The organism is Stenotrophomonas sp. SMYL20 (assembly GCF_036320045.1).
Classification (GTDB): domain Bacteria; phylum Pseudomonadota; class Gammaproteobacteria; order Xanthomonadales; family Xanthomonadaceae; genus Stenotrophomonas; species Stenotrophomonas maltophilia_A.
Window position 1 is genome coordinate 28320 of the sequence record NZ_JAWIRT010000019.1, and the last position, 21629, is coordinate 49948.

Genomic DNA, 21629 nt, shown 5'->3' on the forward strand with positions numbered 1-21629 from the left:
TCAGTGCTGTCCCCGCAGGCGGCGCCACAGCAGGCGCGGTGCGCGCCAGAGCATGCCGAAGAACAGGCGGGTGTGCATGCGGCTGATGCGCACGTTGTCGCGCCACACATCGAAGTGCGAGACGCCATCGGATGGATAGGTCACGCGCGTGGCCAGGTGCTCGACCGGCAGGTGCCGCCAGTACAGGCGCACCATCACTTCGGTATCGAAATCCATGCGCCGGCCGATGGTCTCTTCGCCGATCAGGCGCAGCACCGGCGGCAGCGGATACACGCGGAAGCCGCACATGGTGTCGCGCAGATGCAGCGACAGCGTGTTGATCCAGACCCAGATGTGGGTCGCGTAGCGGCCATACAGGCGCGCCTTGGGAACGCTGGCGTCGTAGGCCGGAATGCCACAGATCACCGCCTCGGGATGGGCGCGCGCCGCTTCGATGAAGCGTGGCAGATCGCGGGTATCGTGCTGGCCGTCGGCATCGATCTGCAGCACGTGGCTGTAGCCTCGCGCGCCGGCTTCGGCGAAACCGGCCAGCATCGCCCCGCCCTTGCCCTGGTTGACGTCCAGGCGCAGCAGGTCGACGCCCTGGCGCTGTGCCAGCGAACGCAATGCTGCCGCGCACGCCTCATGCGAGCCATCGTCGATCAGCAGGCATGGCAGGCCGGCGGCCTGCACGCCGTCGACCACCGCCGCGATGGCGTGCTCGTGGTCGTAGACGGGAATCACCACCAGTGGCGCGAACGCGGCACCGGCACCGGCCGGATCAGTCCGCATCGGCGAAGACCACTTTGCCGCTGGCATGCACACCGTGGCTGGAGGTGTAACGGAAGGCCATCACGTTGCGTGCGGCATCCCAGTCCAGCTGCAGGGTCAGCTCATCGCCCGGGCGGGCCACGTGCTGGAACTTCACCGCATCCATGCGCAGGAACACTGCCGGCATGGCGAACACCTGGCGGCCAAACCGCACCGCCCAGTCCAGCTGCGCCACGCCGGGCAGGATCGCCGCCTGCGGGAAGTGGCCCTGGAACGGCCGCAGCGCCGGGTCCAGGGTCATCCGCAGCGTGGCGCTGGCCGCATCGCGGTGATCCCAGACCGGCACCGGCATCAGCGGCTGGAACAACGCTGCCAGTGCCGCCTGGGTGACCTTGCCCTGTGCGTTGATCGGCAGCGCCGGCACCAGCCGCCAGCGGCGCGGTCGGGTGACCGCGTCATGAGCCTGTGCCAGGCGTGTGCCAAGGCGCTGGCCCAGCGCGCGGCGCGCGGCCTCACCGCCCTCCAGCAGCGTCGGGTCGGCCGGTACCACCACCGCGGCCAGCTGCTCGCGCTGCCCGGGCAGCACCAGCACGCGCACGTCATCCACTTCGGCGTCTTCGCGCAACGCACGTTCCAGTGCATCCAGCGAAACGCGGCGCTCTTCAATCTTGACGATGCGGTCGGCGCGGCCCAGCAGGCGGAAGCGGCCATCGGCCAACGCTTCAACGCGGTCCTGGGTACGCCACCAATCCGGGGTTTCCAGATGTGCGGAGGCCACCGCCAGGCAGCCCTCCTCGATGCGCCACTGCACGCCGGGCAGCGGCTGCCACGGCGGCAGGTCGGTGTCCCAGCGTCGCCAGGCGATGCCGCCGGTCTCGCTGCTGCCATAGACCTCGGTCGGTGCCACGCCGAGCCACTGCCGCACCTGGCGTGCGGCTTCTTCCGGCAGCGGGCCGCCAGAGGAGAATACCGCGCGCAGGCGGCCATGCAGGCTGGCCCAGTCGAGCTGCTCGGGCAGGCGCTTGAGGTGGGCCGGGGTCGCGACCAGCACCGTATCGGTACCGGCCAACGCACCCACCAGATCTTCGTGGAAGAACCGGCGTGGATGGATCAGGCGGCCGGCAGCCAGCGGCCACAGCACGCGGAACAGCAGGCCATAGATGTGCTGGTGCGACACCGTGCCATGCACCTGCACGCCTTCCAGCTGCGTGCCGAACGCAGCCTGCAGTGCGTCCACCTCGCGCGTCAGCTGGTCCATGCGCTTGTTGATCGCACTGGGCTGTCCGGTGCTGCCGGAGGTGAACACGCACAGCTCGCAGGCGCGCTCGTCCAGCGCCTGAAGACCCTCGTCCGGTGCGGCGTCCAGCGCCGCCAGCGGACGATAATCGGCGGACACGTCGCCTGCGAAACCACTCACCTGCGGCTGCAGCGCCTGCAGCGTGGCCGGCAGATTGTCGGCAGCCAGGAACACCCGCTTGCCGGCATGCCAGGCACCGAACAACGCAGCGGCAAAGGCCACCGCATCATCGAAATACAGGGCCCAGCCACGGCCTTCGGCCGCCGCAAACGCGGCGCGCCAGGCCAGTACGCGCTGGCGGAAGCGGGCGTGGTCGATCACCTCGCCATCGCAGACGCCAACGCTTCGATGCGGCCGCGCCTCCAGCAGCAGCCGGTCCAGGGCAATCCACTCAGCCATGCGCGTGCGCCGCCTTCACCCGCCGCCGCACCAGCCACTCACCTGCGAACAACACGCCCATCATCACGTACGCCAACAATCCGTTGTAGAGCATCCAGACCCGGTCCGACGCGTACAGCGCGGTCAGCAGGGCCAGGCTGCCGTTGAGAACGAAGAAGCCGCACCACACCTGGGTGACGCGGCGGGTATAGGCCACCGCGAACGGGGGCAGGTCCGGTTCCTGCAGCCGTGCCAGGCGTTCCACCAGCGGCGGGCCGAAACGCAGGCTGGTGCCGAATACCGCCAGCATCACTGCGTTGACCAGCGCCGGGTACAGCTTCAGCGGCAGGGCCTGGTTGAGCACAGTGGCCAGCACCGCCAGCAGGCCGGTGCCGGCGGCCGCGGCCCACCACAGCGGCTGGCGCGTACTCAGCGCGCGCAGCAGGGCCAGGGTGAACAGCAGCAGCGACAACCAGCGTGGCTCGAAGCGGCCCATCGCCAGGTACACCAGCACCGGGTAGGCCAGCGAGATCGCAGCCACCACGACCGTGCGTGCGCGTGCCATGGTGGAGCCGCCGGCGCTGCGGTCAGGCGGCTGCCTGGTCCGGCAGCAGCCTGTGCACCACATCGACGATGTCCTGCACGGTACGCACGGCCTTGAACGCTTCCGGCTGCAGGTTGCGGCCGAGCAACGGCTTCAGCTGAACGATCAGGTCGACCGCGTCGATGCTGTCGATGTCCAGGTCGTCGTACAGGCGGGCCTCGGGGGTGATCCGGGCGGTTTCGATCTCGAAGCTGTCGGTCAGGATGCTGACGATGCGTTCGAACAGTTCATTCTTGGTCATGGCAGGTCCTGGCACCGTTACGACTGGCGGGCGGCGACGAACTCGCCGAGCGCGCGCACGCTGGAGAAATGGCGACGGGTTTCTTCCGAATCGGCCGAGAGGCTCACACCGTACTTCTTCTGCAGCGCCAGGCCCAGCTCCAGCGCGTCGATCGAATCCAGGCCGAGGCCCTCGACGAACAGTGGGGCGGTCGGATCGATGTCCTCCGGCGTGATGTCCTCCAGCGAAAGGGAGGAAATGATCAATTCCTTGATCTCGTGCTCAAGTGCTTGCACGGTTCGGATCTCCAGACAGGTCGAAATAACGAGAAAGGTGCTCGGTGACGCGACGGGCTGCCAAGGCATCCCCCCTTGGCGAGTCGTCTTCGGCCAGAAATGGCGCGATCGGGATATCTTCGCCGATCTGCAGCCGAACGTGAAAGCGACGTGAGGGGACACGATACCACTTCTGCCCCTTGGTCAGCGTTGGCGGGCTGCAGGTGATCCGCACCGGGGTGACGTCCAGGCGGCCCCGTACGGCGATGTTGGCGGCCCCACGCTGCAGCCGCGGCGGCTGCCCGGGCACGCTGCGGGTGCCCTCCGGGAAGATCACCAGGGTGCCGCCGGCATGCACCGCGGCCACGCAGTCATCGACCAGGCCGGCGCCATCGTCATTGGAGATGTAGCCAGCGGCCCGTACCGGACCGCGCATGAACGGGTTGCAGGCCACGGCCCGCTTGACCACGCAGTCGGCGTTGGGCAGCAGCGAGATCAGGCAGACCACGTCGATCAGGGTCGGGTGATTGGCCAGTACCAGCAGGCCGTCGCGCTGCAGGCGTTCGCCGCCCTCGATCTCGTAGGTCATCACCCCCAGCCCGCGCATCAGCCGCAGATGGCTGGCGAAGGCGGCCTGGACCACGCGCCGGGCCCGGCGGCGGCGGACCACCGGGTCGCGCATCAGCAACAGCACCGGCATCACCAGCACGCCCAGCAGCAGGCCGCCCAGGCCAAATGCGACAAAGCTCAGGCCGGTGCCAAACACCCGCCAGGCATGGTCGAGGCGGCGCAGCAGCTCAGCCACGGCGGCTCCAGCGCCAGCGCTGGCCGTGGGCCACGTGTTCCAGCGCCGGCGCGCCGGACAACAGGAACCGGTGCAGGTCCAGCGCATGCGGCAGCAGGCCGGGCGCAGTGCTGGCTTGGGCGTCGGCCGGCTGCCACTGCAGCGACAGCGTCGGTCGGCCCTCTGTCGGGGCGGTCAGGCGCCAGCACCAGGCAAAGAACGGGTCGGGTTCGTCGGCGAACGTCGCGTAAATTTCCGGAAGTGGCGACTCATAGACCACCACCCGCACCTCGCGGGCACCGTCGGCCAGCAGGCCGACGGCCTCCAGGCAAGCCGTCTCCACCGTGGCCTGGCCCGCCGCCAGCGCCAGGTAGTTGCCGCGGTGGCCGCGGGCGATGGAATACAGCGCGGCAATCGCGTTGTGCACGGACAGGCCGAATCCGGTCGGCGACAACGGCTGGTCGCCGACCAGCGCGCCCAGCAGGTCCATCGAACGGGCCACGTCGCCGTGGCGGCTGGCGAACACCAGCGGCACGTCACTGTCGGCGCCCTGCCCGTCCTCGCACCAGCACGCGGCCTGGATCGCCATCCGGCCCAGCCGCTCGATGCGGCGGCGCTGCATCGCCGGCACCTCGGCCAGCGCCGGCGTGTCCGCGCCGTGCGGCAGGTACGGCGCATCGGCCCAGCCCAGCCACTGGCTACGCTCACTCAGGCCGGGCGCCCAGGCAGCCCAGTCGACGATGGAGAATTCGATCATTTAGCGATGGTGCTTCAACGGGAGAACGATAGGCACGAGCCATTACGGCGACGCGCGGCGGCCCCCCGTTCCTGCAGCCGTGCGTCCGTCCAGGACGTCGCCGGCTGCCCCCCTGGCCGCCGGAAAGGAGCGCACGCTAGCACGTCCCGCCCAGGGTGTGCAGGTTTCACATTTCCCAACACGGGGCCCGGCACCGGCAGGCCCCGTGTTCAATCGATCAGTGGTAACCGGTGTCGGCGTGCACCTTGCCGCGGAATACCCGGTAGGACCACGCCGTATAGCCGAGGATGACCGGCAGCAATATGACCAGCCCGACCAGCGTGAAGCCCAGTGACGACGCCGGCGCGGCGGCCTGCCACAGGGTCATCGACGGTGGCAGCAGATAAGGCCACATGCCCAGCACCAGGCCGAGGAAGCCGAGCACGAACAGGGCCAGGCTGAGCAGGAACGGCGGCAGGTCACGGCGCGGGTGGGTGGCACTGCGCCACAGCGCGGCGGCTACCGCCAGGGTCAGCAGCGGCACCGGCGACAGCCACCAGAAGTTGCCGTCGCTGAACCAGCGCGCCATCAGGCGCGAATCGAGGAACGGCAGCCAGCTGCTGACCAGGCCCATCGCCGCGATCACCGCCACCACCAGCGGCCGGGTCATCTGCCGCGCCAGCGCCTGCACGCGCCCCTCGGTCTTCAGGATCAGCCAGGTGCTGCCCAGCAGCGCATAGCCGGCCACCAGTGCGGCACCGGTCAGCATCGCGAACGGGCTGAACCAGGCAAACGGCCCGCCCTGATAGACACCGTCCACCAGCGGGATGCCCTGCACCAGGGTGCCAAGGATCACGCCCTGGGCAAACGTGGCCAGCAGCGAACCGAGGCCGAACGCCACGCTCCACAACCGGCGCGATCGATGCGCCTTGAAGCGGAACTCGAAGGCCACGCCGCGGAATACCAGCGCCACCACCAGCAGCAGCACCGGCAGGTACAGCGCCGACAGCAGCACCGCATACGCCTTCGGGAACGCCGCCAGCAGGCCGGCGCCACCGAGCACCAGCCAGGTCTCGTTGCCGTCCCAGATCGGCGCGGCGGTGTTCATCATCAGGTCCAGCTGTTCCTCGTCCTCGGCGAACGGGGCAAGGATGCCGATGCCGAGCACGAAGCCGTCCAGCACCACGTACATCAGCACGCCGAAGCCGATCACCGCGAACCACGCCACCGGCAGCCAGGTCATCAGGTCCATGTCAGCGCTCCTCCAGCGGTTCATCGGCGGCCGACAACGGACGTGCCGGGGTATGGCTGCCATGGTCCAGCGACGGCCCCTCGGCATACGGCTGCGGCCCGTGGCGCAGGATCTTCACCAGGTACCAGATGCCCCAGCCGAACACGAAGGCATAGCCAACCACATAGACACCCAGCGACAACGCCGTCATCCACGCACTCTGCGGGCCGACCGCATCAGCGGTGCGCAGCACGCCATACACCACCCACGGCTGGCGCCCCATCTCGGTGACGAACCAACCCGACAGCAGTGCGATGAAACCGCTGGGCAGCATCCAGTTCCAGCCGCACAGCAGCCACGGCGAATCCAGCAGCTTCCTGCGCCACAGCTGGAACGCTGACACCCAGGCCAGCAGCAGCATCAGCGTGCCCAGCCCGACCATGATGCGGAAGGCGAAGAACACCGGCGTCACCGGCGGCCGCTCGCTGGCCGGCACCGAGGTGAGCGGATCGAAGGTGCCGTCCAGGCTGTGGGTGAGGATCACGCTGCCCAGCTTCGGGATGGCGACTTCGAAGTCGTTGCGCTCTTCCTTCTCGTTCGGCAGCGCGAACACCACCAGCGGTACGCCCTCGCCTTCCTGGGTTTCATGCCAGTGCGCTTCCATCGCCGCGATCTTCATCGGCTGATGCTTGAGCGTGTTCAGGCCATGCATGTCGCCGACGAAGATCTGTACCGGCACCGTCAGCGCCGCGAACGCCACCGCCGCGATCAGCATGCGCCGGCCGGCCTCGACATGTGTGCCCTTGCGCAGGTACCACGCGCCGACGCCACCGATCACGAAACAGGTGGTGATGAACGAGCCCAGCGCCATGTGGGCCAGGCGATAGGGGAACGAGGGGTTGAACACCACCTGCCACCAGTCCACCGGATGCACGATGCCGTTGACCATCTCGTAGCCGGCCGGTGTATGCAGCCAGCTGTTGGACGACAGGATCCAGAACGTGGAGAACAGCGTGCCCAGCGCCACCATGCAGGTGGAGAAGAAATGCAGGCGCGGCGAGACCCGGCCCCAGCCGAACATCATCACGCCGAGGAAGCTGGCTTCCAGGAAGAACGCGGTCAGCACCTCATAGGTCAGCAACGGACCGATGACCGTGCCGGCCACCTCGCTCAGCCGCGGCCAGTTGGTGCCGAACTGGAAGGCCATGACGATGCCGCTGACCACGCCCATGCCGAACGACACGGCGAAGATCTTCTGCCAGAAGAAATACAGCTCGCGCCACACGGGCAACTTCGTGCGCAGCCACCGCCATTCGATGAAGGCCAGCCAGCTGGCCGTACCGATGGTGAAGGCGGGGAACAACACGTGGAAACTGATGACGAATCCGAACTGGATCCGGGACAACAACAACGCGTCCAAGGGACGCCTCCTGCCTGTGACCGGTGGGATACCGGACCACTTTAGGAGGATTTCGTTAAGGTGGGATGCGACCGGGTGACGCGCTGCTTCACTTTGTCGCAGGGAAGCTGGATGACAGGATGAACGGGCTACAGGGGCTTCAGCAGGGTCAAGGGCGGCTCCTTGGCGATTCGCCGGGCCCGGGGTACCAATGCAGTCAAGCAGGCCGCCATCACCAGCACGACAGCGCTCGATATCGAAAACCACAGTGAACCTGTGATGCCATCCTGTGGCGGCCCTAGCCACTGCAACGACAACGCGCCGAGCAGGGCGCCCAGCGTGGTGAACAGTGAAACTTCGAACATGATTTCGGCAAAGATCACTGAGCCGCGAGCACCGAGTGTCCGTCGAACCCCAATGGAGTGCCGGCGCTGATCAAGCCAGGCGCCTACGACTCCGGAAACCCCGGCCATCAGCACACCGAGAACGATGGCCGTCATGACCGCGAGCACGGTCGTAGCGAAGCGATCAGCTTTGACGTAGGCGTCGCGATATCCCTCCAGCGTCTCGACACCGGTCGAATTCACGATCCGATAGGGCCGCTGCAGCGCATCGACAGTGCGATCAAGCGATGAACGATCAACCTCAGACTTCCACTTCGCCAGATAATAGCGACTGGCGCCCGTGGGAAGGCCCGGAAGCAGCGCCCATTGCGAGTCCCGCTCATTGCCTCCTGGTGCCGGTCCAGCAACAGACGCAAATACGCCCACGATGACCCGGCTGCTGCCGGGGCCGAAATACAGGTGGCGGCCAACAGCACTCTCCGTTCCGAACAGACGGGCAGCCAGCGCTTCACTGATCAGCACTACCGGAGCACCTTCAGCCATGTCGTCCTCTGTGGCATCCCGTCCCAGGACGATTCCCGCGCCCAGCATCGCCAGCAAGCCAGAGCTGGCAGTTGCCACGGGAATGCGATCACATCCAGCAACGTCTGTCGTACCCGCGTTCATCGAGTACGCCATGGCCGACTCGCTGGTGCACACGCCGTATCGATGGGCTCTTCCCCCGAACGGAACAGCGTCGCTCACAACCGTGCCCTGAACACCGGGCAGCCGGATCGCGGACAGGTCTGCCCGCAGCACTGCAGCATCAGCGCCTTCTTCGACATCCGAGACCCTGACCACACCAATCGATACTGCGTCCCGGATGCTGCGGGTGTTCAATCTGGCGAAGCTGTCCAGCAGAGATTGCAGTGCGAACGCACATGCCAGGCTTGCAAGCGCAGCCTGCACTGCAAGCAGTGCGGCGCTTCCCAGATGTCGTCGAGTCTCCCTCATTGATTCGAACATTTCAGGCAGCCCCCTTCGCGAAGGCACTCGACAGTGAGCTGACCCTGCAGATTTCAAACGATGGGACCAATGAACAGAGCAACGTCGTGACGACTCCCAGACCAGCCGCCATCAGCATTGCCCCGGCATGCATCGCTGTTATCGCGCTGGGCAGAACGTCTCCCGCAGCAACCACCCGTATTCCCAGCGTATAGGTGACGACAGCGAGCGCACCGCTTGCGACGCCCGCCGCGATGGATTCCCACATGAGCTGGATGAACACGTCTCGGCGTCGTGCTCCCAGTGCACGTCGTATCGCGAGCTCCCGCCGACGGCGCCCCAGACTGAAGCTCAGCAGCGCCGCCGCGTTGACGATGCACACGCCGAGCAGGATCAGCGACAACCGAAGCTGCATCCTGGCCTGCTCCGGAACCAATCCCAGCCTGTCCAGCCAATCCATCAACGGCCAGAGTGCCACCTGCTGGGCGCCTGGCTCGATCCGAAGCCCCTTTTCATGCGCATAGGCGTTCAGACTCGCGCGGTAAGCGGCGACATCGTCTGCGGTGGGCAGCCACGCCCACAATTGAAGCCAGGAAACATTGGCCCCTGCAGGATCCGTGTCCTGGTCACCACCCCAGATCGCCGTCCCGTCCACAACGGTCAGCTTGTCTGCGATTGCGGTTTCAAGCGGCAGGTAGATCTCGTCAGGCTCCACAAACGGTCTGCGCGTGAGGTCTCCCTGAAACATAGGCACCGGATGCCAATCCTCCGCGACACCCACCACGGTATAGGTGCGTCTGCCCAGGTCCAACTGATGACCAACACAGCCCTGTGCACACTCGCGCTCTGCGAGCGCACGCGACAGAACCACGATTCGACTCGCAGCATGCCCCTCCTCGGCGGTCCATGCGCGCCCTTGAACAACGGCAATGCCGAGGACACTGAAGACTTCGGACGTGGCGAACCTGGCGCGCAATCTTGCGCTGGGCTCTCCCGGCCGGGAGAGCGTCACCGCGCCCCCTGCCATTGCTGCCTGCTTCCACGTCCGGCCTTGGTTCAGAAGCACCTTCGCGTCTGGCCAGGTCAGTGACTGACCAGGATCCGGAGAGCCACTGCGCAGTGCATCTGGACGCGCGTCAAGGTAAGGGCGGAACAGTGCCGAGCTCCGGCCTGGAGCGGGATCCGACGATGCCTGGAGAACAATGGAAAGCATCACGGTGGTGATCCCTACCCCCGCACCCAGCATGAGAGCGATTGACAGATGAGTGCCGACTCTCTGCTTGAATCGAATCAACGACATCTTGATGTAGTAACCGTGCACGTACCCTCCTTGGCCTTTGCAGAGCCCTCAACTTCAACTCGAAGGAACTCCCTGTAGAAGAAGTTGCTCCCTTTCTCCCAGCTCACCTATTCCAGCCATGTATGGGCTGCAGGCGCAGAAGGTCAGGATTTCGTTCTCTTGGTACACCAGAATCTCGCCCATCCTGCTGTCGAAAAGTTCCCGGCATGCGCATATGAGAGCGGGAAAGGCCCCGAGATCCGCCTTGGGTCGCCCCCTAGGGAAACTCAGTGCAAACGCCTCTCCGTGGTAGCTACATATGATTGGGATGCCTTGCGGCTGTTCGACGAAGAATGGATGCCACTGCTGCTCCCCTTCTGCGACATCAGAATCACCGTCCCAACGGAAGTAGGACCAGACTGACTTCTGTACGAATTTGTCCAGATGCGACATATCAGGCATTCGATGACCGAACCCAAAAGCAAAACGTGGCGTTCTAATGCGTGGAATACGCTCGGAAAGAAGCTTCCACTGCACATTCAAGGGGAGAAGCGATCTACTCACTCCGCGAGGACCAATTCCATACGCCAGTGTGTGCGCTCGCGATAGAACCGAACCCAAAGCTGTGTGTGCCCAGTTCTCATGCAATCCGAATGCACGAAGACGCTTGCCAATCTCGGTGCAAGAGAGATCGAAGACTCTGTTGATGATGTAGGCGGACCACATGTTAGGAATCGACGTTTCCACTATGGGTTCAATGATCTCAGCCTCCTGAACGCACCAACTTTGAGTCAGCTCGTCCAGATGGATCACACTCACACCCTCGACATCTCTCAGCACGGTTGCGACAACGTCTTCCGGATCGGAGTGGATGACAATGGTTGGAATCTTCATGCCACGCTCTCCAGCATCTCCCTTTGCACTTTTCGGCCGTACTGGGCCCTGATCTCCTCCTGAATTTCATCCACGACCGCCATCAGCTGCAATGAGGCGGGTGACTCCAGTACGAATAGCGTCGAGATCTTCCGTTCGATGAAGAATCCGCCCGCTACGTGCATCAGTCGTCGCTTCATTCTCCTCCCGGCTTCTTCTCCAATCTCGCCGCCGACACCAACCAATCTCCCGAGAAGCTGATGGATGGCGTAGTAAACAAAAACCGCGTGTGCCAGCGAATGGTTGGGAATGAAATTTCCTGACCATGGTGAAACCGGGCGCACCCTGATTGCACCTGACATGAACTTCCCGTGCACCTCTTCATAGGCGGAGAGATACGAGTGTACGGACTCATGCAGAATTGCCTCTGCGCAAAGATCCACGGTCATTTCTGGCCTGTGAACATTGAGAATTCGGATGCAACCAACATGAATCGGCCGATACTCGGATCCAAGATTGAGTGGTGAAACCTGATCACCCAACTGGATCGACTTCCTCACAAACACACGCCTTGTGAATATTCGAATCAGCAGACCCAGATGTGGAGTGGCTTTATCCACGAGCTCTATGGCGGCTTCCAGCTTCTCCTGGATTACCCCAAGCTCTTCTGGTGAAATACTCATGAATGGATTGCAGAACGTTCCGCTCTCAGGTTCGTTCCGGCGTGCCAGTCCACTATCCACGTCCAGAGCGATCACGCCCCCCACTTTTGCCCGCTCAACCTTTTCAAATCCGAAATCACGCCGCCTTACCACCCACTCCCCTAGTGGGCTTTCGACTTCCTTCCCATGGTCCAACCCTCCCGCTTCTTCATGGTTTGGAGAAATTTGACACTCCGCCCTTGCGGCGAGATGAAGTGCTTCGATGGTCGAGACGGGCCTTCCATCTGGATCTTCATGCGAGACTCCATCTGGATCATCCATGAATCCAGAAACCCACGGGGATCCAAGCAATCTTCTTCTTGCCGCAGGATCCAGTTTCTTGAACGTTCTTTCAAATTTCTCCACACATTTGTGGTTCTCGAGCTTCTTCGCTCTGAATTTCGAAAGAGCTTCGCCCAAACGACGCGGAGCAGCTTCAAACCATGCATCCAGAAGTACCGAGCAAACGTCAACCGTTCTACGCGGATCCTCAATCGCTCTCCTGATTTCCTCTATGGAAGTTCTCATCAACCTCTCCTTGGTGGCGGACGGCCGCCCCAAGGGCGGCCGTCCGCATTCTTAGACGTTGAACTTCTGTACTTCAGGAACGACATGCGCGAACTGGAGCTCTTCTGCGTCACCCGACGAGTAGTGACCGCAGTGGGTTCCACCGCTTGAGTAGTTGGTACATTGCACACCCGCGATCTCGCTATCGCTGACTCCTTCTTGCAGCTCCGCCCCGCTGACGAGGTTGATGTCCAGCACAGAGACGTTCTGGATCTGCGTGAGATCATTGGTCGCACTTTCCTGCGCAGCAGATGCGATTCCGGATAGACCAAGCATTGCGATGAGTGCCGGTGGGAGAAGCACGGATTTGCAGATCTTCGACATTGTTCCGCTCCTTTGAAGTTGATACTGCTGGATATGACCGTGAGCTTGCGCGGCTCCTGGCCAACGTCAGCGGTTGCTGACGATTTAGATTTTTCCAGCAGGGTCATCGACATCAATAGCAGCGGATTTCTTTGCAACTATCCTCAGTGCGAGGACCGTCACATAGCGTCTGGAGCTGACGCAATCCGTCGGGTGTGGGGGATTGTCCGAGTCAGCGACCTCGGGAATGGCATAGGAAGATTCACGCCGTATGCGACTGGTGTCGGTCTATAAATCGCTTAATGCCAGAAATACCAGACAGCTGCCGCCACCAACGCCCCCAACAACGCCACCTGCACCACCACATAGCCCACGCCACTATCGCGCGATTCAGCGGCAATGCGCTTCTGCAGCGCCTCGCTCACATCCGGCGTCTCTTCCTGCTGCGTCTGCTCACGCAACGCCTGCGCCAGCGCGCGTTCTTCCGCATCGCGAGGATCGGTCGATGGGCTCACAGCAGTTCTCCGGCGGCGGCATGCCGCGTCAGTTCCTGCTTCAGGACCTGGCGCGCGCGGTGCAGGTGGCTCTTGATGGTACCGCGTGCCAGCCCGGTCACCTGCTCGATCTCGACCAGGTCGAAGTCCTCCAGGTAGTGCAGGCCGACGATCAGGCGCTGCGGTGCACTCAACCGCTCCAGCGCCACGCCCAGATGGCGCCCCGCCTGCAGCGCCTCGCTGAATTCGGCCGGCCCCGGCCCTTCATCGCCGATTCCCAGTTCCTCCGGCACCTCCACCGCCACCATCCATTGCGCCTCCAGCCGCCGCCGGCGCAGGTGCTGCAGCGCGGTGGTGTAGGCCACCCGGGAAACCCAGGTGCGCAGCGAGGATTCAAAACGAAAGCGGTGCAGCTGGCGGAACACGGCCAGGAAGGTCTCCTGCAGCAGGTCGGCCACCTGATCGCGGTCGCCCACCATGCGCCCGATCACATGTGCGCAGGTGCGCTGGTGGGTCTCGACCAGCTGCGAAAACGCCACCTGCGAGCCGTCGATGATCGCCCGCACCAGGGCCTGGTCCGCGTCCAGCGGTGCGGCGGGTGCCGCCGTCTCCGCTGCATCGTGGCGGCGACGGCCCCGCAGTGCCGACAATGCTTCGCCGAGCAGGCTCATCTGCGGGGCGCCCCCTGTGCCCGTGACATGGGCCGGCTCAGCCCTTGCGTGCGGCGGGGCGGGTGAAGTGCCAGGCCAGCAGCTGGCCCAGGCCAGCACTGCCGACCAGCGCGGCGGCGGCACCGAAGGTCAGGTCACGGGCACCGATGGCTTCCAGCAGGGCCATGGCCAACGCCAGGCAGACCAGGCTGATGCCCCAGCGCAGCGCCCCCTGGCGGCGGCGTTCTTCTTCCAGCACGGCCAGCGAGCGGATCACTTCCTCCGGCACGTGCGGGGCCACCAGCTTGCTGCGGGCGCGGGCATCGGCAATGGCGTGGATCGCGTAGGCGATGCAGATGAAGAGAGTGATCGGGATCAGTTCCTGCATGGTCGGGCTCCTGTTCGGTGGATGATGCGGGTTCAGGAGAATGGATGCGCGAGGCCGGCAACCGGTTGCACCACTTTGCCAATCCCGCTGCCATGACCTGTGGCCCCTGCCCCCGGCCCGGACGGCTGCTACCCTTGCCCGGTTTCCTCTTCCGGTGCCGTCCGCCCATGTCCCGAGTGCTGCCCCTGTCCCTCCTGCTGTCGGCCGTGCTGGCCGCACCGGCTGCGCATGCCGCGCCGACGCCGATCACCATCGAACAGGCCATGGCCGACCCGGACTGGATCGGTCCGCCGGTCGAGAAGGCCTGGTGGTCGTGGAACAGCCAGCAGGTGGAGTACCAGCTCAAGCGCAACGGCAGCCCGGTGCGCGATACCTTCCGCCAGCCGGTGGCGGGTGGCGTGGCCGCACAGGTGGCCGATGACCAGCGCGGCACCCTGGACGTGGCCGAGCCGGTCTACGACCGCAGCCGCAGCCGCAGCGCCTTCGTCCGCAATGGCGACGTGTTCGTGCGCGACCTGCGCAGCGGCGCGCTGACCCAGCTGACCCGCAGCAACGAGCGCGCGGGCAACGTGAACTTTGCTGCCGACAATGGCGTGATCTGGCGCGTTGGCCAGAACTGGTTCCACTGGACCGCCGCGAGCGGCGTGCAGCAGGTGGCCAGCCTGAAGGCCGAGAAGGATCCGCGCACGCCGCCGAAGGCCGACGTGCTGCGTGACCAGCAGCTGCGCACGCTGGAAACCCTGCGCCGCGACCGTGACCAGCGCGAAGCACTGAAGGACCAGGACCAGCGTTGGCGCCAGGCCGACCCGACCCGCGCGCCGGGCCCGGTGTACCTGGGCACCGACGTGGAGATCGCCGACAGCGTGCTGTCGCCGGACCTGACCCACCTGATCGTGGTGACCAAGCCGAAGGACTTCGATGACGGCCGCGGCGGCAAGATGCCGCTGTACGTGACCGAGTCGGGCTACGAGGAAACCGAAGACACCCGCACCCGCGTCGGCCGTAACGGCTTCGAGCCGCACACCCTGTGGTACGTGGACGTGCGCACCGGCAAGGCCGAGAAGGTCTCGCTGGCCGGCCTGCCTGGCATCAGCACCGATCCGCTGGCCGAGCTGCGCCGCAAGGCCGGCAAGGACGCGCTGAAGGGCGAGCGCAGCCTGCAGGTGATGAGCGACTTCATGGGCGGTGGCATCCGCTGGAGCGCCGATGGCCAGCAGGCCGCAGTGATGCTGCGTGCCAACGACAACAAGGACCGCTGGATCATCAGTGTCAACGCTGCCGATGGCCGCGTGCAGAACCGCCATCGCCTGACCGACAACGGCTGGATCAACTGGGGCTTCAACGATTTCGGCTGGATGGCCGATGGCCGCACGCTGTGGCTGCTGTCGGAGGAATCGGGCTTCTCGCACCTGTACACCCAGGCCGGCACGGCCAAGCCGCAGGCGCTGACCAGCGGCAAGTGGGAAACCTCGGCGCCGGTGCCGTCGGCCGATGGCAAGGGCTTCTACTTCCTGTGCAACCAGCAGGCCCCGCATGACTACGAAGTCTGCGCGATCGACACCGGCAGCCGCCAGGTGCGCGAGCTGACCAGCCTCAACGGCGTGGAAGACTTCTCGTTGTCGCCGGACGGCCAGCAGCTGCTGGTGCGCTATTCCGGTGCCTACCTGCCGCCGCAGTTGGCCGTGCTGCCGAGCACCGGTGGCCAGGCCCGCGTGCTGACCGACACCCGCACCGCCGACTACAAGGCGCGCCAGTGGATCCAGCCGAAGCTGGTGGCAGTGCCGTCCAAGCATGGCGCCGGCGTGGTCTGGGCCAAGTACTACGAACCGGAAAACAAGGAACCGGGGAAGAAGTACCCGATCGTGATGTTCGTGCACGGCGCCGGCTACCTGCAGAACGTGCACCAGCGCTACCCGGCCTACTTCCGCGAGCAGATGTTCCACAACCTGCTGGTGCAGAAGGGCTACATCGTGCTGGACATGGATTACCGCGGCAGCGAGGGCTACGGCCGCGACTGGCGTACGGCGATCTACCGCAACATGGGCCACCCGGAACTGGAAGACTACAAGGATGGCCTGGACTGGCTGGTCGACACCCAGCAGGGTGACCGCGACCACGCCGGCATCTACGGCGGTTCCTACGGCGGCTTCATGACCTTCATGGCGCTGTTCCGCTCGCCGGGCACGTTCAAGGCCGGCGCCGCGCTGCGCCCGGTGGTCGACTGGCACCAGTACAACCACGGCTACACCAGCAACATCCTCAACACCCCGGACATCGATCCGGAGGCGTACCGCGTGTCCTCGCCGATCGAGTACGCGCAGAACCTGCAGGACAACCTGCTGATTGCCCACGGCATGATGGATGACAACGTGTTCTTCCAGGACTCGGTGAACCTCACCCAGCGCCTGATCGAACTGCACAAGGACAACTGGTCGATCGCACCGTACCCGCTGGAGCGCCACGGCTACGTCCGCGCCGATTCCTGGCTGGACCAGTACAAGCGCATCCTCAAGCTGTTCGAGCAGAACCTGAAGTGAGCAGCGCCGCGGCCACGATCCACATCGTGGCCGCGGTCATCCTGGATGACCGCGGCCGGGCGCTGGTGGTGCGCAAGCACGGCGCTGACCGTTTCATCCAGCCGGGCGGCAAACCCGAAGCCGGCGAAGCACCGCTGCAGGCGCTGGCCCGCGAGCTGGACGAGGAACTCGGTGCGCAGCTGCACGCCGAAACCGCCATCGCGCTGGGTACGTTCCAGGACTGGGCGGTGAACGAGCCCGGCCACCGCGTGCAGGCCCAGGCCTGGTGGGTGCAGGTGGACGGCATGCCACAGGCACGCGCGGAGATCGCCGAACTGGCCTGGGTGCCGCTGCAGCCACCGCACGGCCTGCCCTTGGCACCGCTGAGCGAACACCATATCCTGCCGGCCGTCGCCACCCGGGTGACGGCCCGCTGAGCGCGCGGGCACCGATTGCAAGGACACCGGATGTCAATGTCGATCCCGCCGATTCCTTCGCTGGTCCAACCGACCTATCACGCCTGGGTGCGCCCGATCGCACACGCCTCGTTCTGGCTGTCACTGCTGCTCACGGTCTACTTCGTGATGCAGGGACTGCTGCTGTGGCCGCTGCACAACCTTCCGATCTGGCACCTGGTTGAGAGGGAAGTACAACTCCAGCACCTGCACAGCCTGATCTGGCTTCTGGCGCATCCGGTGGCCGCGTCGATGATCGTCGCACTGCTGTGCCTTGCCTCGACGCTGGCCAGCTGGGGACTGCTACGCGAGCGCAGCTGGGGCCTGTGGAGCTTTGTGGCCATCCTGCTGATGAGTGCATTGACCAACTTTGCGATCGCCGGGTGGCTGGACGTGTTCATGCGCGACGTCATCCCGTTTCTCTCCGACGACGCCGTCCTGCAACAGGAACTCCATCTGAAGCGCTGGTTGATCACGCTGACCATGGTGGCCATGTCATTCGTACTCCTCGGCCTGCAGGGTTGGCTGGCCTGGCGACTGCTGCGACCAGACATCCGCTCGCGCTTCCACTGAGCCACACCCCCTTTTCCGCACGACAAGGACCGTCGCATGCGCTTGCTGACCCTTCTCCCCGCGCTGCTGCTGTTCGCCGCGCTGCCTGCCGCCGCCGATGCGCTGCGCTGTGGCGAATACCGCAGCACCGACGGTGGCATGGCGCTGATGTTCACATCACCCAGCAGCGGCTACCGCCGCGACGACGGCAGCGAGCCGGAGCCGCTGTGGGTCGATCGCAGCGCGGCGCAGGCCCGACTGGTCATGCTCGACGATGGCGTGGCACTGCCGGTCCGGATCAGCGCCGATGGGCAGCGCATCGAAGACGACGTGGTGGTCTACACGCTGCGCCAGTCCCGGGACTGCGCCAGCGAACCCGCCGCGATTGCCGGCAGCTGCCGCGCCGCCGGCAGCCACTGCATTGCGCAGCTGCCCGCGGCTTCGCCCGGCCAGATCCAGCGCGCGTGCGACGAAGGCGTTGGCGCGGGCTGCTCGGCGCTGCTGCGACAACTGCGGGATGGCAGCCCAGCAAAGGCCACCGACGACGTCGGTGCCACGGGCTTTGAACGCCCGCCTGCCTGCCGCGAACACACGCCCGGGCATGACCCGCAGGCCTGCGAGGCGCTGACCAATGATGCATTGGCTGCCGCCATGCAGCGGGTGAATCAACGCCTGCAGCAGGAAGACGAAGACACGCTGGGTTCGCCGCTTCCGGCCGCTGCACGCGATCAGCTGCAGCAACTGTGCCTGCAGCACCGCAGTGGCCGCTTCTGCGTGGAAGTGGCCGCGCAGCAATTGAACGCGCTGGAACCTGCGTCGGCAGTGCAGGCCCTGCAGGTGGTCTGCGATGCAGGCCGCATCAGTGCCTGTGGACGTACCGCGCCGCTGCGTGAACTCGGCGCCGACCTGCGCCTGGTGCCGTTGCAGCGGGTGCCGTGCGGCCGTTACCAGGCTGACGGTGGCGTGATCGACATGCTCGACTTCGGTGATGGCGCGCGTGCCCGCCTGCACGAAGGCGCCGTCCAGCTGCAGCAGAACGGCGAAACCCTTGTGCTGCACCAGCTCGGCAATGGCGACCTGCTCGGCATGGATACCCAGACCGGCTACCAGCGTTACCGGCCACTGCCCGACGCGGCACAATGCACGCCCCCGCGCGAGGGCCAGGGTTCGCCGTAGCGCCAGGAGCTTCCCGTTCGATCGTCAAGGAGACGACATGCATTCACCCGCACCGCGCCGCCGCTGGCTGGCCTGGGCCCTGCTGCTGGCCGCGCCGATGGCCGCCGCACAGTCACCACAATGCGGCCTGTTCAAGGCCGACGAAGGCAGCGGCACGCTGCGGATCAGCTCACCCAACCGCGGCGAGCAGAAGCACTTCGGCAGTGCGCCGTCTCCGGTCGCGTTCCAGCAGATCGACGGAAAGCTGCAACTGGTGAACCTGGAGTACGGCCTGCCCAGCGCGCTGCAAGTGCGCGATCGTGGCCGCACGGTCGAGGTGGATGGCACGGTCTACCTCCTGCAGGCGCCCGCACAGTGCGCCGCAGCCGCCACGCCGGCTGCAGGCAGCTGCCTGGCTGATGCGGCGGCGTGCCTGGACAACCGTCGCGAAGCGACCCCGGCCGCCCTGAAAGCGGGGTGTCGGGAAGGCGTGCCCGGCATGTGCCTGCAACTGGCTGATCGTTGGCATGAGGAAGCCAAACCCGCGGTCGAGGCCGATCCCGCCCTGGCAAAGGCAGCGCTCGACGCCGCCCTGTCCGGCATCAAACTACCCGCCGCCTGTGACAACGGTGGCTTCGAACAGGGAACCCCGGCGTGTGCCGCCGCACTCGAGGCCGACCCGGCAGTGCAGGAGCAGCTGGTCAAGGCCGCGATGACGGCCGCCATGACCGAAGCCATGGTGACGATGACGGCACCGACCGTGCCGGTGATCATTCCAGCTGAGCGGCGGCAACAGTTGTTGCGGTTGTGCCGCGAGGTAGCGCACGGCGGCTTCTGCACCCGCGTGGCTGAGCTGTCCTGGGACGCGGGAGATCCCCAGCAGGCGGTGCAGGCCCTGGCTGCGGCCTGCACCCCCGGCAATGACACCGCCACTTGTCAGCGCCTGCCGGCGTTGCAGGCGGTGGGCGCATCGCTGCGACCGCAGCCCGCAACTGCATTGCCCTGCGGCAACTACCGGTCCGACGGCGGCCTGATGGACACGCTGGACTTCGGCGATGCCGGCCTGGTCGGTGTGGGCTGGAGCAGCCATCTTCGCGCACGCGTCGAAACGGGCGACATCCGCATCCACCACGACCGGGACGGCGACTTCGTGCTGCGCCCGCTGCCCGGCGGCCAGTTGCTGGGCCTGGATAACTGGACCCGCTTCCAAGTGTTCGTCCCCACCGGCGAGGGCCCGACCCGGTGCAGTGCACCGAAGCAGTTCAAGGTGCTGCCACTGCCGCAGGATTGCCCGCTGGCGCTGGCCAACGAGGGCGGTGCCGAAGCCTGCTGCGCGCAGGGCAAGCTGCAGGGCTGCAACATTCTCGGCAACCGCCTTGCGCTGTCCGGCGACTGGCTGCAGGCTGCCGGGCACTACACCACGGTCTGCCGCGCCGGCGTACGCGAAGGGTGCGAGAACCTGGTGACCGCACAGGGCAACGGCGCGGAACTGGACGCACGGGCAACCCTGGAGCAGCTGTGCAAGGCCGACCGTAGTGGCCTGCATGTGGCCTGCGACGTGCTCGGCACCCAGAACTGGGAGCTGATCACGCTGGGTGGTGCTCTGCAGAAGGCGGTTGACGAGGCAGCCGTGGACGACGCTCCGGCGCCGCGCAACTCCAACCGCAAGCGCTGAGCCGGCCAGGGCCTGCCCGCAGCTTCGGGCGGGCCCTGCGGTAAAGTACGCGCCATGAACGAATTCGAGCGCGTGCGCGCCTATCTCACCGACCTGCAGGACCGCATCTGTGCGGCGATCGAGGCCGTCGATGGCCAGGCCCGCTTCCAGGAAGACCTGTGGCAGCGTGCCGAGGGCGGTGGCGGGCGTACCCGCGTGCTGCGCGACGGTGCGGTGTTCGAGCAGGCCGGCATCGGCTTCTCCGACGTGGCCGGCAGCCGCCTGCCGCCATCGGCCTCGGCCAACCGTCCGGAACTGGCTGGCGCCTCCTGGCGTGCCACTGGCGTGTCGCTGGTGTTCCACCCGCTCAACCCCTACGTGCCGACCACCCATGCCAACGTGCGCTTCTTCCAGGCGCAGCGCGACGGCGAAGTGGTGGCCAGCTGGTTCGGCGGTGGCTTCGACCTGACCCCGTTCTATCCGTTCGACGAGGACGTGCAGCACTGGCACCGGGTCGCGCGCGACCTGTGCGCCCCGTTCGGCGAAGAACGCTATGCCGCGCACAAGCGCTGGTGCGACGAGTACTTCTTCCTGCGCCACCGCAATGAAACGCGCGGCGTCGGCGGCCTGTTCTTCGACGACCTGCACGGCGACTTCGAGCGCGATTTCGACTATCTGCGTGCGGTCGGCGATGGCTTCCTGGATGCCTACCTGCCGATCGTGCAGCAGCGCAAGGACACCGCCTACGGCGAGCGCGAGCGAGAGTTCCAGCTGTACCGACGCGGCCGCTATGTGGAATTCAACCTGGTCTACGACCGCGGCACGCTGTTTGGCCTGCAGAGTGGTGGCCGCAGCGAAAGCATCCTGATGAGCCTGCCGCCGCGGGTGCGCTGGGAGTACGGCTTCACCCCGGAAGCGGGTAGCGCCGAGGCACGCCTGGCCGATTACCTGGTGCCGCGCGACTGGCTCTGACCTTCCGGCGCCACGCCTGACGCGTGGCGTCTTCTCCTGCCTGTGGTGCGCCCTGCACCGGACAGGTC

23 protein-coding genes are annotated in these 21629 nt (G+C 65.7%); 6 read left to right on the top strand and 17 right to left on the bottom strand.

Features of this window, described 5'->3' with window-relative positions; all coding sequences use genetic code 11:
* From V3B48_RS15130 to V3B48_RS15210, 17 genes are all read right to left on the bottom strand, one after another.
* Positions 1-771 (bottom strand): glycosyltransferase family 2 protein, encoded by a 771-nt coding sequence (locus V3B48_RS15130; RefSeq protein WP_329894009.1) that lies wholly within the window; start codon positions 769-771, stop codon positions 1-3.
* Positions 761-2446, bottom strand: coding sequence for an AMP-binding protein (locus V3B48_RS15135; protein WP_329894010.1), 1686 nt, complete (start codon positions 2444-2446; stop codon positions 761-763). The genes V3B48_RS15130 and V3B48_RS15135 overlap by 11 nt, the downstream gene beginning before the upstream one ends.
* Positions 2439-2990 (bottom strand): membrane protein, encoded by a 552-nt coding sequence (locus V3B48_RS15140; protein WP_012512473.1) that lies wholly within the window; start codon positions 2988-2990, stop codon positions 2439-2441. The genes V3B48_RS15135 and V3B48_RS15140 overlap by 8 nt, the downstream gene beginning before the upstream one ends.
* A gap of 22 nt (positions 2991-3012) precedes the next feature.
* Positions 3013-3270 carry an acyl carrier protein gene (locus V3B48_RS15145; RefSeq protein WP_006402206.1) on the bottom strand — a complete coding sequence of 86 codons (258 nt, stop codon included), beginning with the start codon at positions 3268-3270 and terminating at the stop codon, positions 3013-3015.
* 17 nt (positions 3271-3287) lie between these two features.
* Positions 3288-3545, bottom strand: a complete 258-nt coding sequence (locus V3B48_RS15150) for a phosphopantetheine-binding protein (protein ID WP_005411610.1) — start codon at positions 3543-3545, stop codon at positions 3288-3290.
* Entirely contained in the window at positions 3532-4329 is a 798-nt protein-coding gene (locus V3B48_RS15155; RefSeq protein ID WP_006402207.1) for a lysophospholipid acyltransferase family protein, read from the bottom strand. Before V3B48_RS15155 ends, V3B48_RS15150 begins: the two co-directional genes overlap by 14 nt.
* The gene (locus tag V3B48_RS15160) at positions 4322-5065 is read right to left on the bottom strand and encodes a beta-ketoacyl synthase chain length factor (RefSeq protein WP_032129180.1); all 744 of its coding nucleotides are present in this window, start codon (positions 5063-5065) and stop codon (positions 4322-4324) included. The genes V3B48_RS15155 and V3B48_RS15160 overlap by 8 nt, the downstream gene beginning before the upstream one ends.
* A 217-nt stretch (positions 5066-5282) precedes the next feature.
* The gene (cydB, locus tag V3B48_RS15165; protein WP_005414876.1) at positions 5283-6296 is read right to left on the bottom strand and encodes a cytochrome d ubiquinol oxidase subunit II; all 1014 of its coding nucleotides are present in this window, start codon (positions 6294-6296) and stop codon (positions 5283-5285) included.
* A gap of 1 nt (position 6297) precedes the next feature.
* Positions 6298-7695: a cytochrome ubiquinol oxidase subunit I gene (locus V3B48_RS15170; RefSeq protein ID WP_329894011.1), complete on the bottom strand. Its 1398-nt coding sequence runs from the start codon at positions 7693-7695 to the stop codon at positions 6298-6300.
* A gap of 128 nt (positions 7696-7823) precedes the next feature.
* Positions 7824-9011, bottom strand: a complete 1188-nt coding sequence (locus V3B48_RS15175) for an ABC transporter permease (RefSeq protein ID WP_329894012.1) — start codon at positions 9009-9011, stop codon at positions 7824-7826.
* 13 nt (positions 9012-9024) lie between these two features.
* Positions 9025-10323, bottom strand: a complete 1299-nt coding sequence (locus V3B48_RS15180) for an ABC transporter permease (RefSeq protein WP_329894013.1) — start codon at positions 10321-10323, stop codon at positions 9025-9027.
* Positions 10324-10356: 33 nt separating this feature from the next.
* Entirely contained in the window at positions 10357-11175 is an 819-nt protein-coding gene (locus tag V3B48_RS15185) for a hypothetical protein (protein WP_253143667.1), read from the bottom strand.
* A complete protein-coding gene (locus V3B48_RS15190) occupies positions 11172-12383 on the bottom strand; it encodes a hypothetical protein (protein WP_253143666.1) in 1212 nt (403 codons plus the stop codon). Before V3B48_RS15190 ends, V3B48_RS15185 begins: the two co-directional genes overlap by 4 nt.
* Positions 12384-12434: 51 nt before the next feature.
* The gene (locus V3B48_RS15195; protein ID WP_253143665.1) at positions 12435-12746 is read right to left on the bottom strand and encodes a hypothetical protein; all 312 of its coding nucleotides are present in this window, start codon (positions 12744-12746) and stop codon (positions 12435-12437) included.
* Between the two features lie 278 nt (positions 12747-13024).
* Positions 13025-13240 carry a hypothetical protein gene (locus tag V3B48_RS15200; protein ID WP_253143664.1) on the bottom strand — a complete coding sequence of 72 codons (216 nt, stop codon included), beginning with the start codon at positions 13238-13240 and terminating at the stop codon, positions 13025-13027.
* Positions 13237-13890 carry a sigma-70 family RNA polymerase sigma factor gene (locus V3B48_RS15205; RefSeq protein ID WP_253143663.1) on the bottom strand — a complete coding sequence of 218 codons (654 nt, stop codon included), beginning with the start codon at positions 13888-13890 and terminating at the stop codon, positions 13237-13239. The genes V3B48_RS15200 and V3B48_RS15205 overlap by 4 nt, the downstream gene beginning before the upstream one ends.
* A gap of 37 nt (positions 13891-13927) precedes the next feature.
* On the bottom strand, positions 13928-14257 hold the full coding sequence (locus tag V3B48_RS15210) for a hypothetical protein (protein WP_005414880.1): 330 nt from the start codon (positions 14255-14257) through the stop codon (positions 13928-13930).
* Between the two features lie 167 nt (positions 14258-14424).
* Here V3B48_RS15210 and V3B48_RS15215 point away from each other — a divergent pair, with 167 nt between their 5' ends.
* From V3B48_RS15215 to hemF, 6 genes are read left to right on the top strand one after another with little or no spacing between them, the layout of a single operon-like run.
* Positions 14425-16794 carry a S9 family peptidase gene (locus tag V3B48_RS15215; protein ID WP_253143662.1) on the top strand — a complete coding sequence of 790 codons (2370 nt, stop codon included), beginning with the start codon at positions 14425-14427 and terminating at the stop codon, positions 16792-16794.
* A complete protein-coding gene (locus tag V3B48_RS15220; RefSeq protein ID WP_182266927.1) occupies positions 16791-17210 on the top strand; it encodes an NUDIX domain-containing protein in 420 nt (139 codons plus the stop codon). Before V3B48_RS15215 ends, V3B48_RS15220 begins: the two co-directional genes overlap by 4 nt.
* Positions 17211-17240: 30 nt before the next feature.
* Entirely contained in the window at positions 17241-17801 is a 561-nt protein-coding gene (locus V3B48_RS15225; protein WP_049398641.1) for a hypothetical protein, read from the top strand.
* 36 nt (positions 17802-17837) lie between these two features.
* Positions 17838-18956, top strand: a complete 1119-nt coding sequence (locus V3B48_RS15230) for a hypothetical protein (protein ID WP_329894014.1) — start codon at positions 17838-17840, stop codon at positions 18954-18956.
* A 37-nt stretch (positions 18957-18993) separates the two neighbouring features.
* On the top strand, positions 18994-20610 hold the full coding sequence (locus tag V3B48_RS15235) for a hypothetical protein (RefSeq protein WP_329894015.1): 1617 nt from the start codon (positions 18994-18996) through the stop codon (positions 20608-20610).
* Between the two features lie 54 nt (positions 20611-20664).
* Positions 20665-21561: an oxygen-dependent coproporphyrinogen oxidase gene (gene hemF / locus V3B48_RS15240; protein ID WP_049424225.1), complete on the top strand. Its 897-nt coding sequence runs from the start codon at positions 20665-20667 to the stop codon at positions 21559-21561.
* The last annotated feature ends 68 nt before the right edge of the window (positions 21562-21629 follow it).

Bases quoted from the DNA above. Each gene is read 5' to 3' on its own strand.
- V3B48_RS15225 (WP_049398641.1), top strand. From the start codon at position 17,241: ATGTCAATGTCGATCCCGCCGATTCCTTCGCTGGTCCAACCGACCTAT.
- V3B48_RS15235 (WP_329894015.1), top strand. From the start codon at position 18,994: ATGCATTCACCCGCACCGCGCCGCCGCTGGCTGGCCTGGGCCCTGCTG.
- V3B48_RS15215 (WP_253143662.1), top strand. From the start codon at position 14,425: ATGTCCCGAGTGCTGCCCCTGTCCCTCCTGCTGTCGGCCGTGCTGGCC.
- hemF (WP_049424225.1), top strand. From the start codon at position 20,665: ATGAACGAATTCGAGCGCGTGCGCGCCTATCTCACCGACCTGCAGGAC.
- V3B48_RS15230 (WP_329894014.1), top strand. From the start codon at position 17,838: ATGCGCTTGCTGACCCTTCTCCCCGCGCTGCTGCTGTTCGCCGCGCTG.
- cydB (WP_005414876.1), bottom strand. From the start codon at position 6,296: ATGGACCTGATGACCTGGCTGCCGGTGGCGTGGTTCGCGGTGATCGGC.
- V3B48_RS15160 (WP_032129180.1), bottom strand. From the start codon at position 5,065: ATGATCGAATTCTCCATCGTCGACTGGGCTGCCTGGGCGCCCGGCCTG.
- V3B48_RS15140 (WP_012512473.1), bottom strand. From the start codon at position 2,990: ATGGCACGCGCACGCACGGTCGTGGTGGCTGCGATCTCGCTGGCCTAC.
- V3B48_RS15210 (WP_005414880.1), bottom strand. From the start codon at position 14,257: ATGCAGGAACTGATCCCGATCACTCTCTTCATCTGCATCGCCTACGCG.
- V3B48_RS15190 (WP_253143666.1), bottom strand. From the start codon at position 12,383: ATGAGAACTTCCATAGAGGAAATCAGGAGAGCGATTGAGGATCCGCGT.
- V3B48_RS15135 (WP_329894010.1), bottom strand. From the start codon at position 2,446: ATGGCTGAGTGGATTGCCCTGGACCGGCTGCTGCTGGAGGCGCGGCCG.
- V3B48_RS15185 (WP_253143667.1), bottom strand. From the start codon at position 11,175: ATGAAGATTCCAACCATTGTCATCCACTCCGATCCGGAAGACGTTGTC.
- V3B48_RS15205 (WP_253143663.1), bottom strand. From the start codon at position 13,890: ATGAGCCTGCTCGGCGAAGCATTGTCGGCACTGCGGGGCCGTCGCCGC.
- V3B48_RS15130 (WP_329894009.1), bottom strand. From the start codon at position 771: ATGCGGACTGATCCGGCCGGTGCCGGTGCCGCGTTCGCGCCACTGGTG.
- V3B48_RS15195 (WP_253143665.1), bottom strand. From the start codon at position 12,746: ATGTCGAAGATCTGCAAATCCGTGCTTCTCCCACCGGCACTCATCGCA.
- V3B48_RS15175 (WP_329894012.1), bottom strand. From the start codon at position 9,011: ATGAGGGAGACTCGACGACATCTGGGAAGCGCCGCACTGCTTGCAGTG.
- V3B48_RS15145 (WP_006402206.1), bottom strand. From the start codon at position 3,270: ATGACCAAGAATGAACTGTTCGAACGCATCGTCAGCATCCTGACCGAC.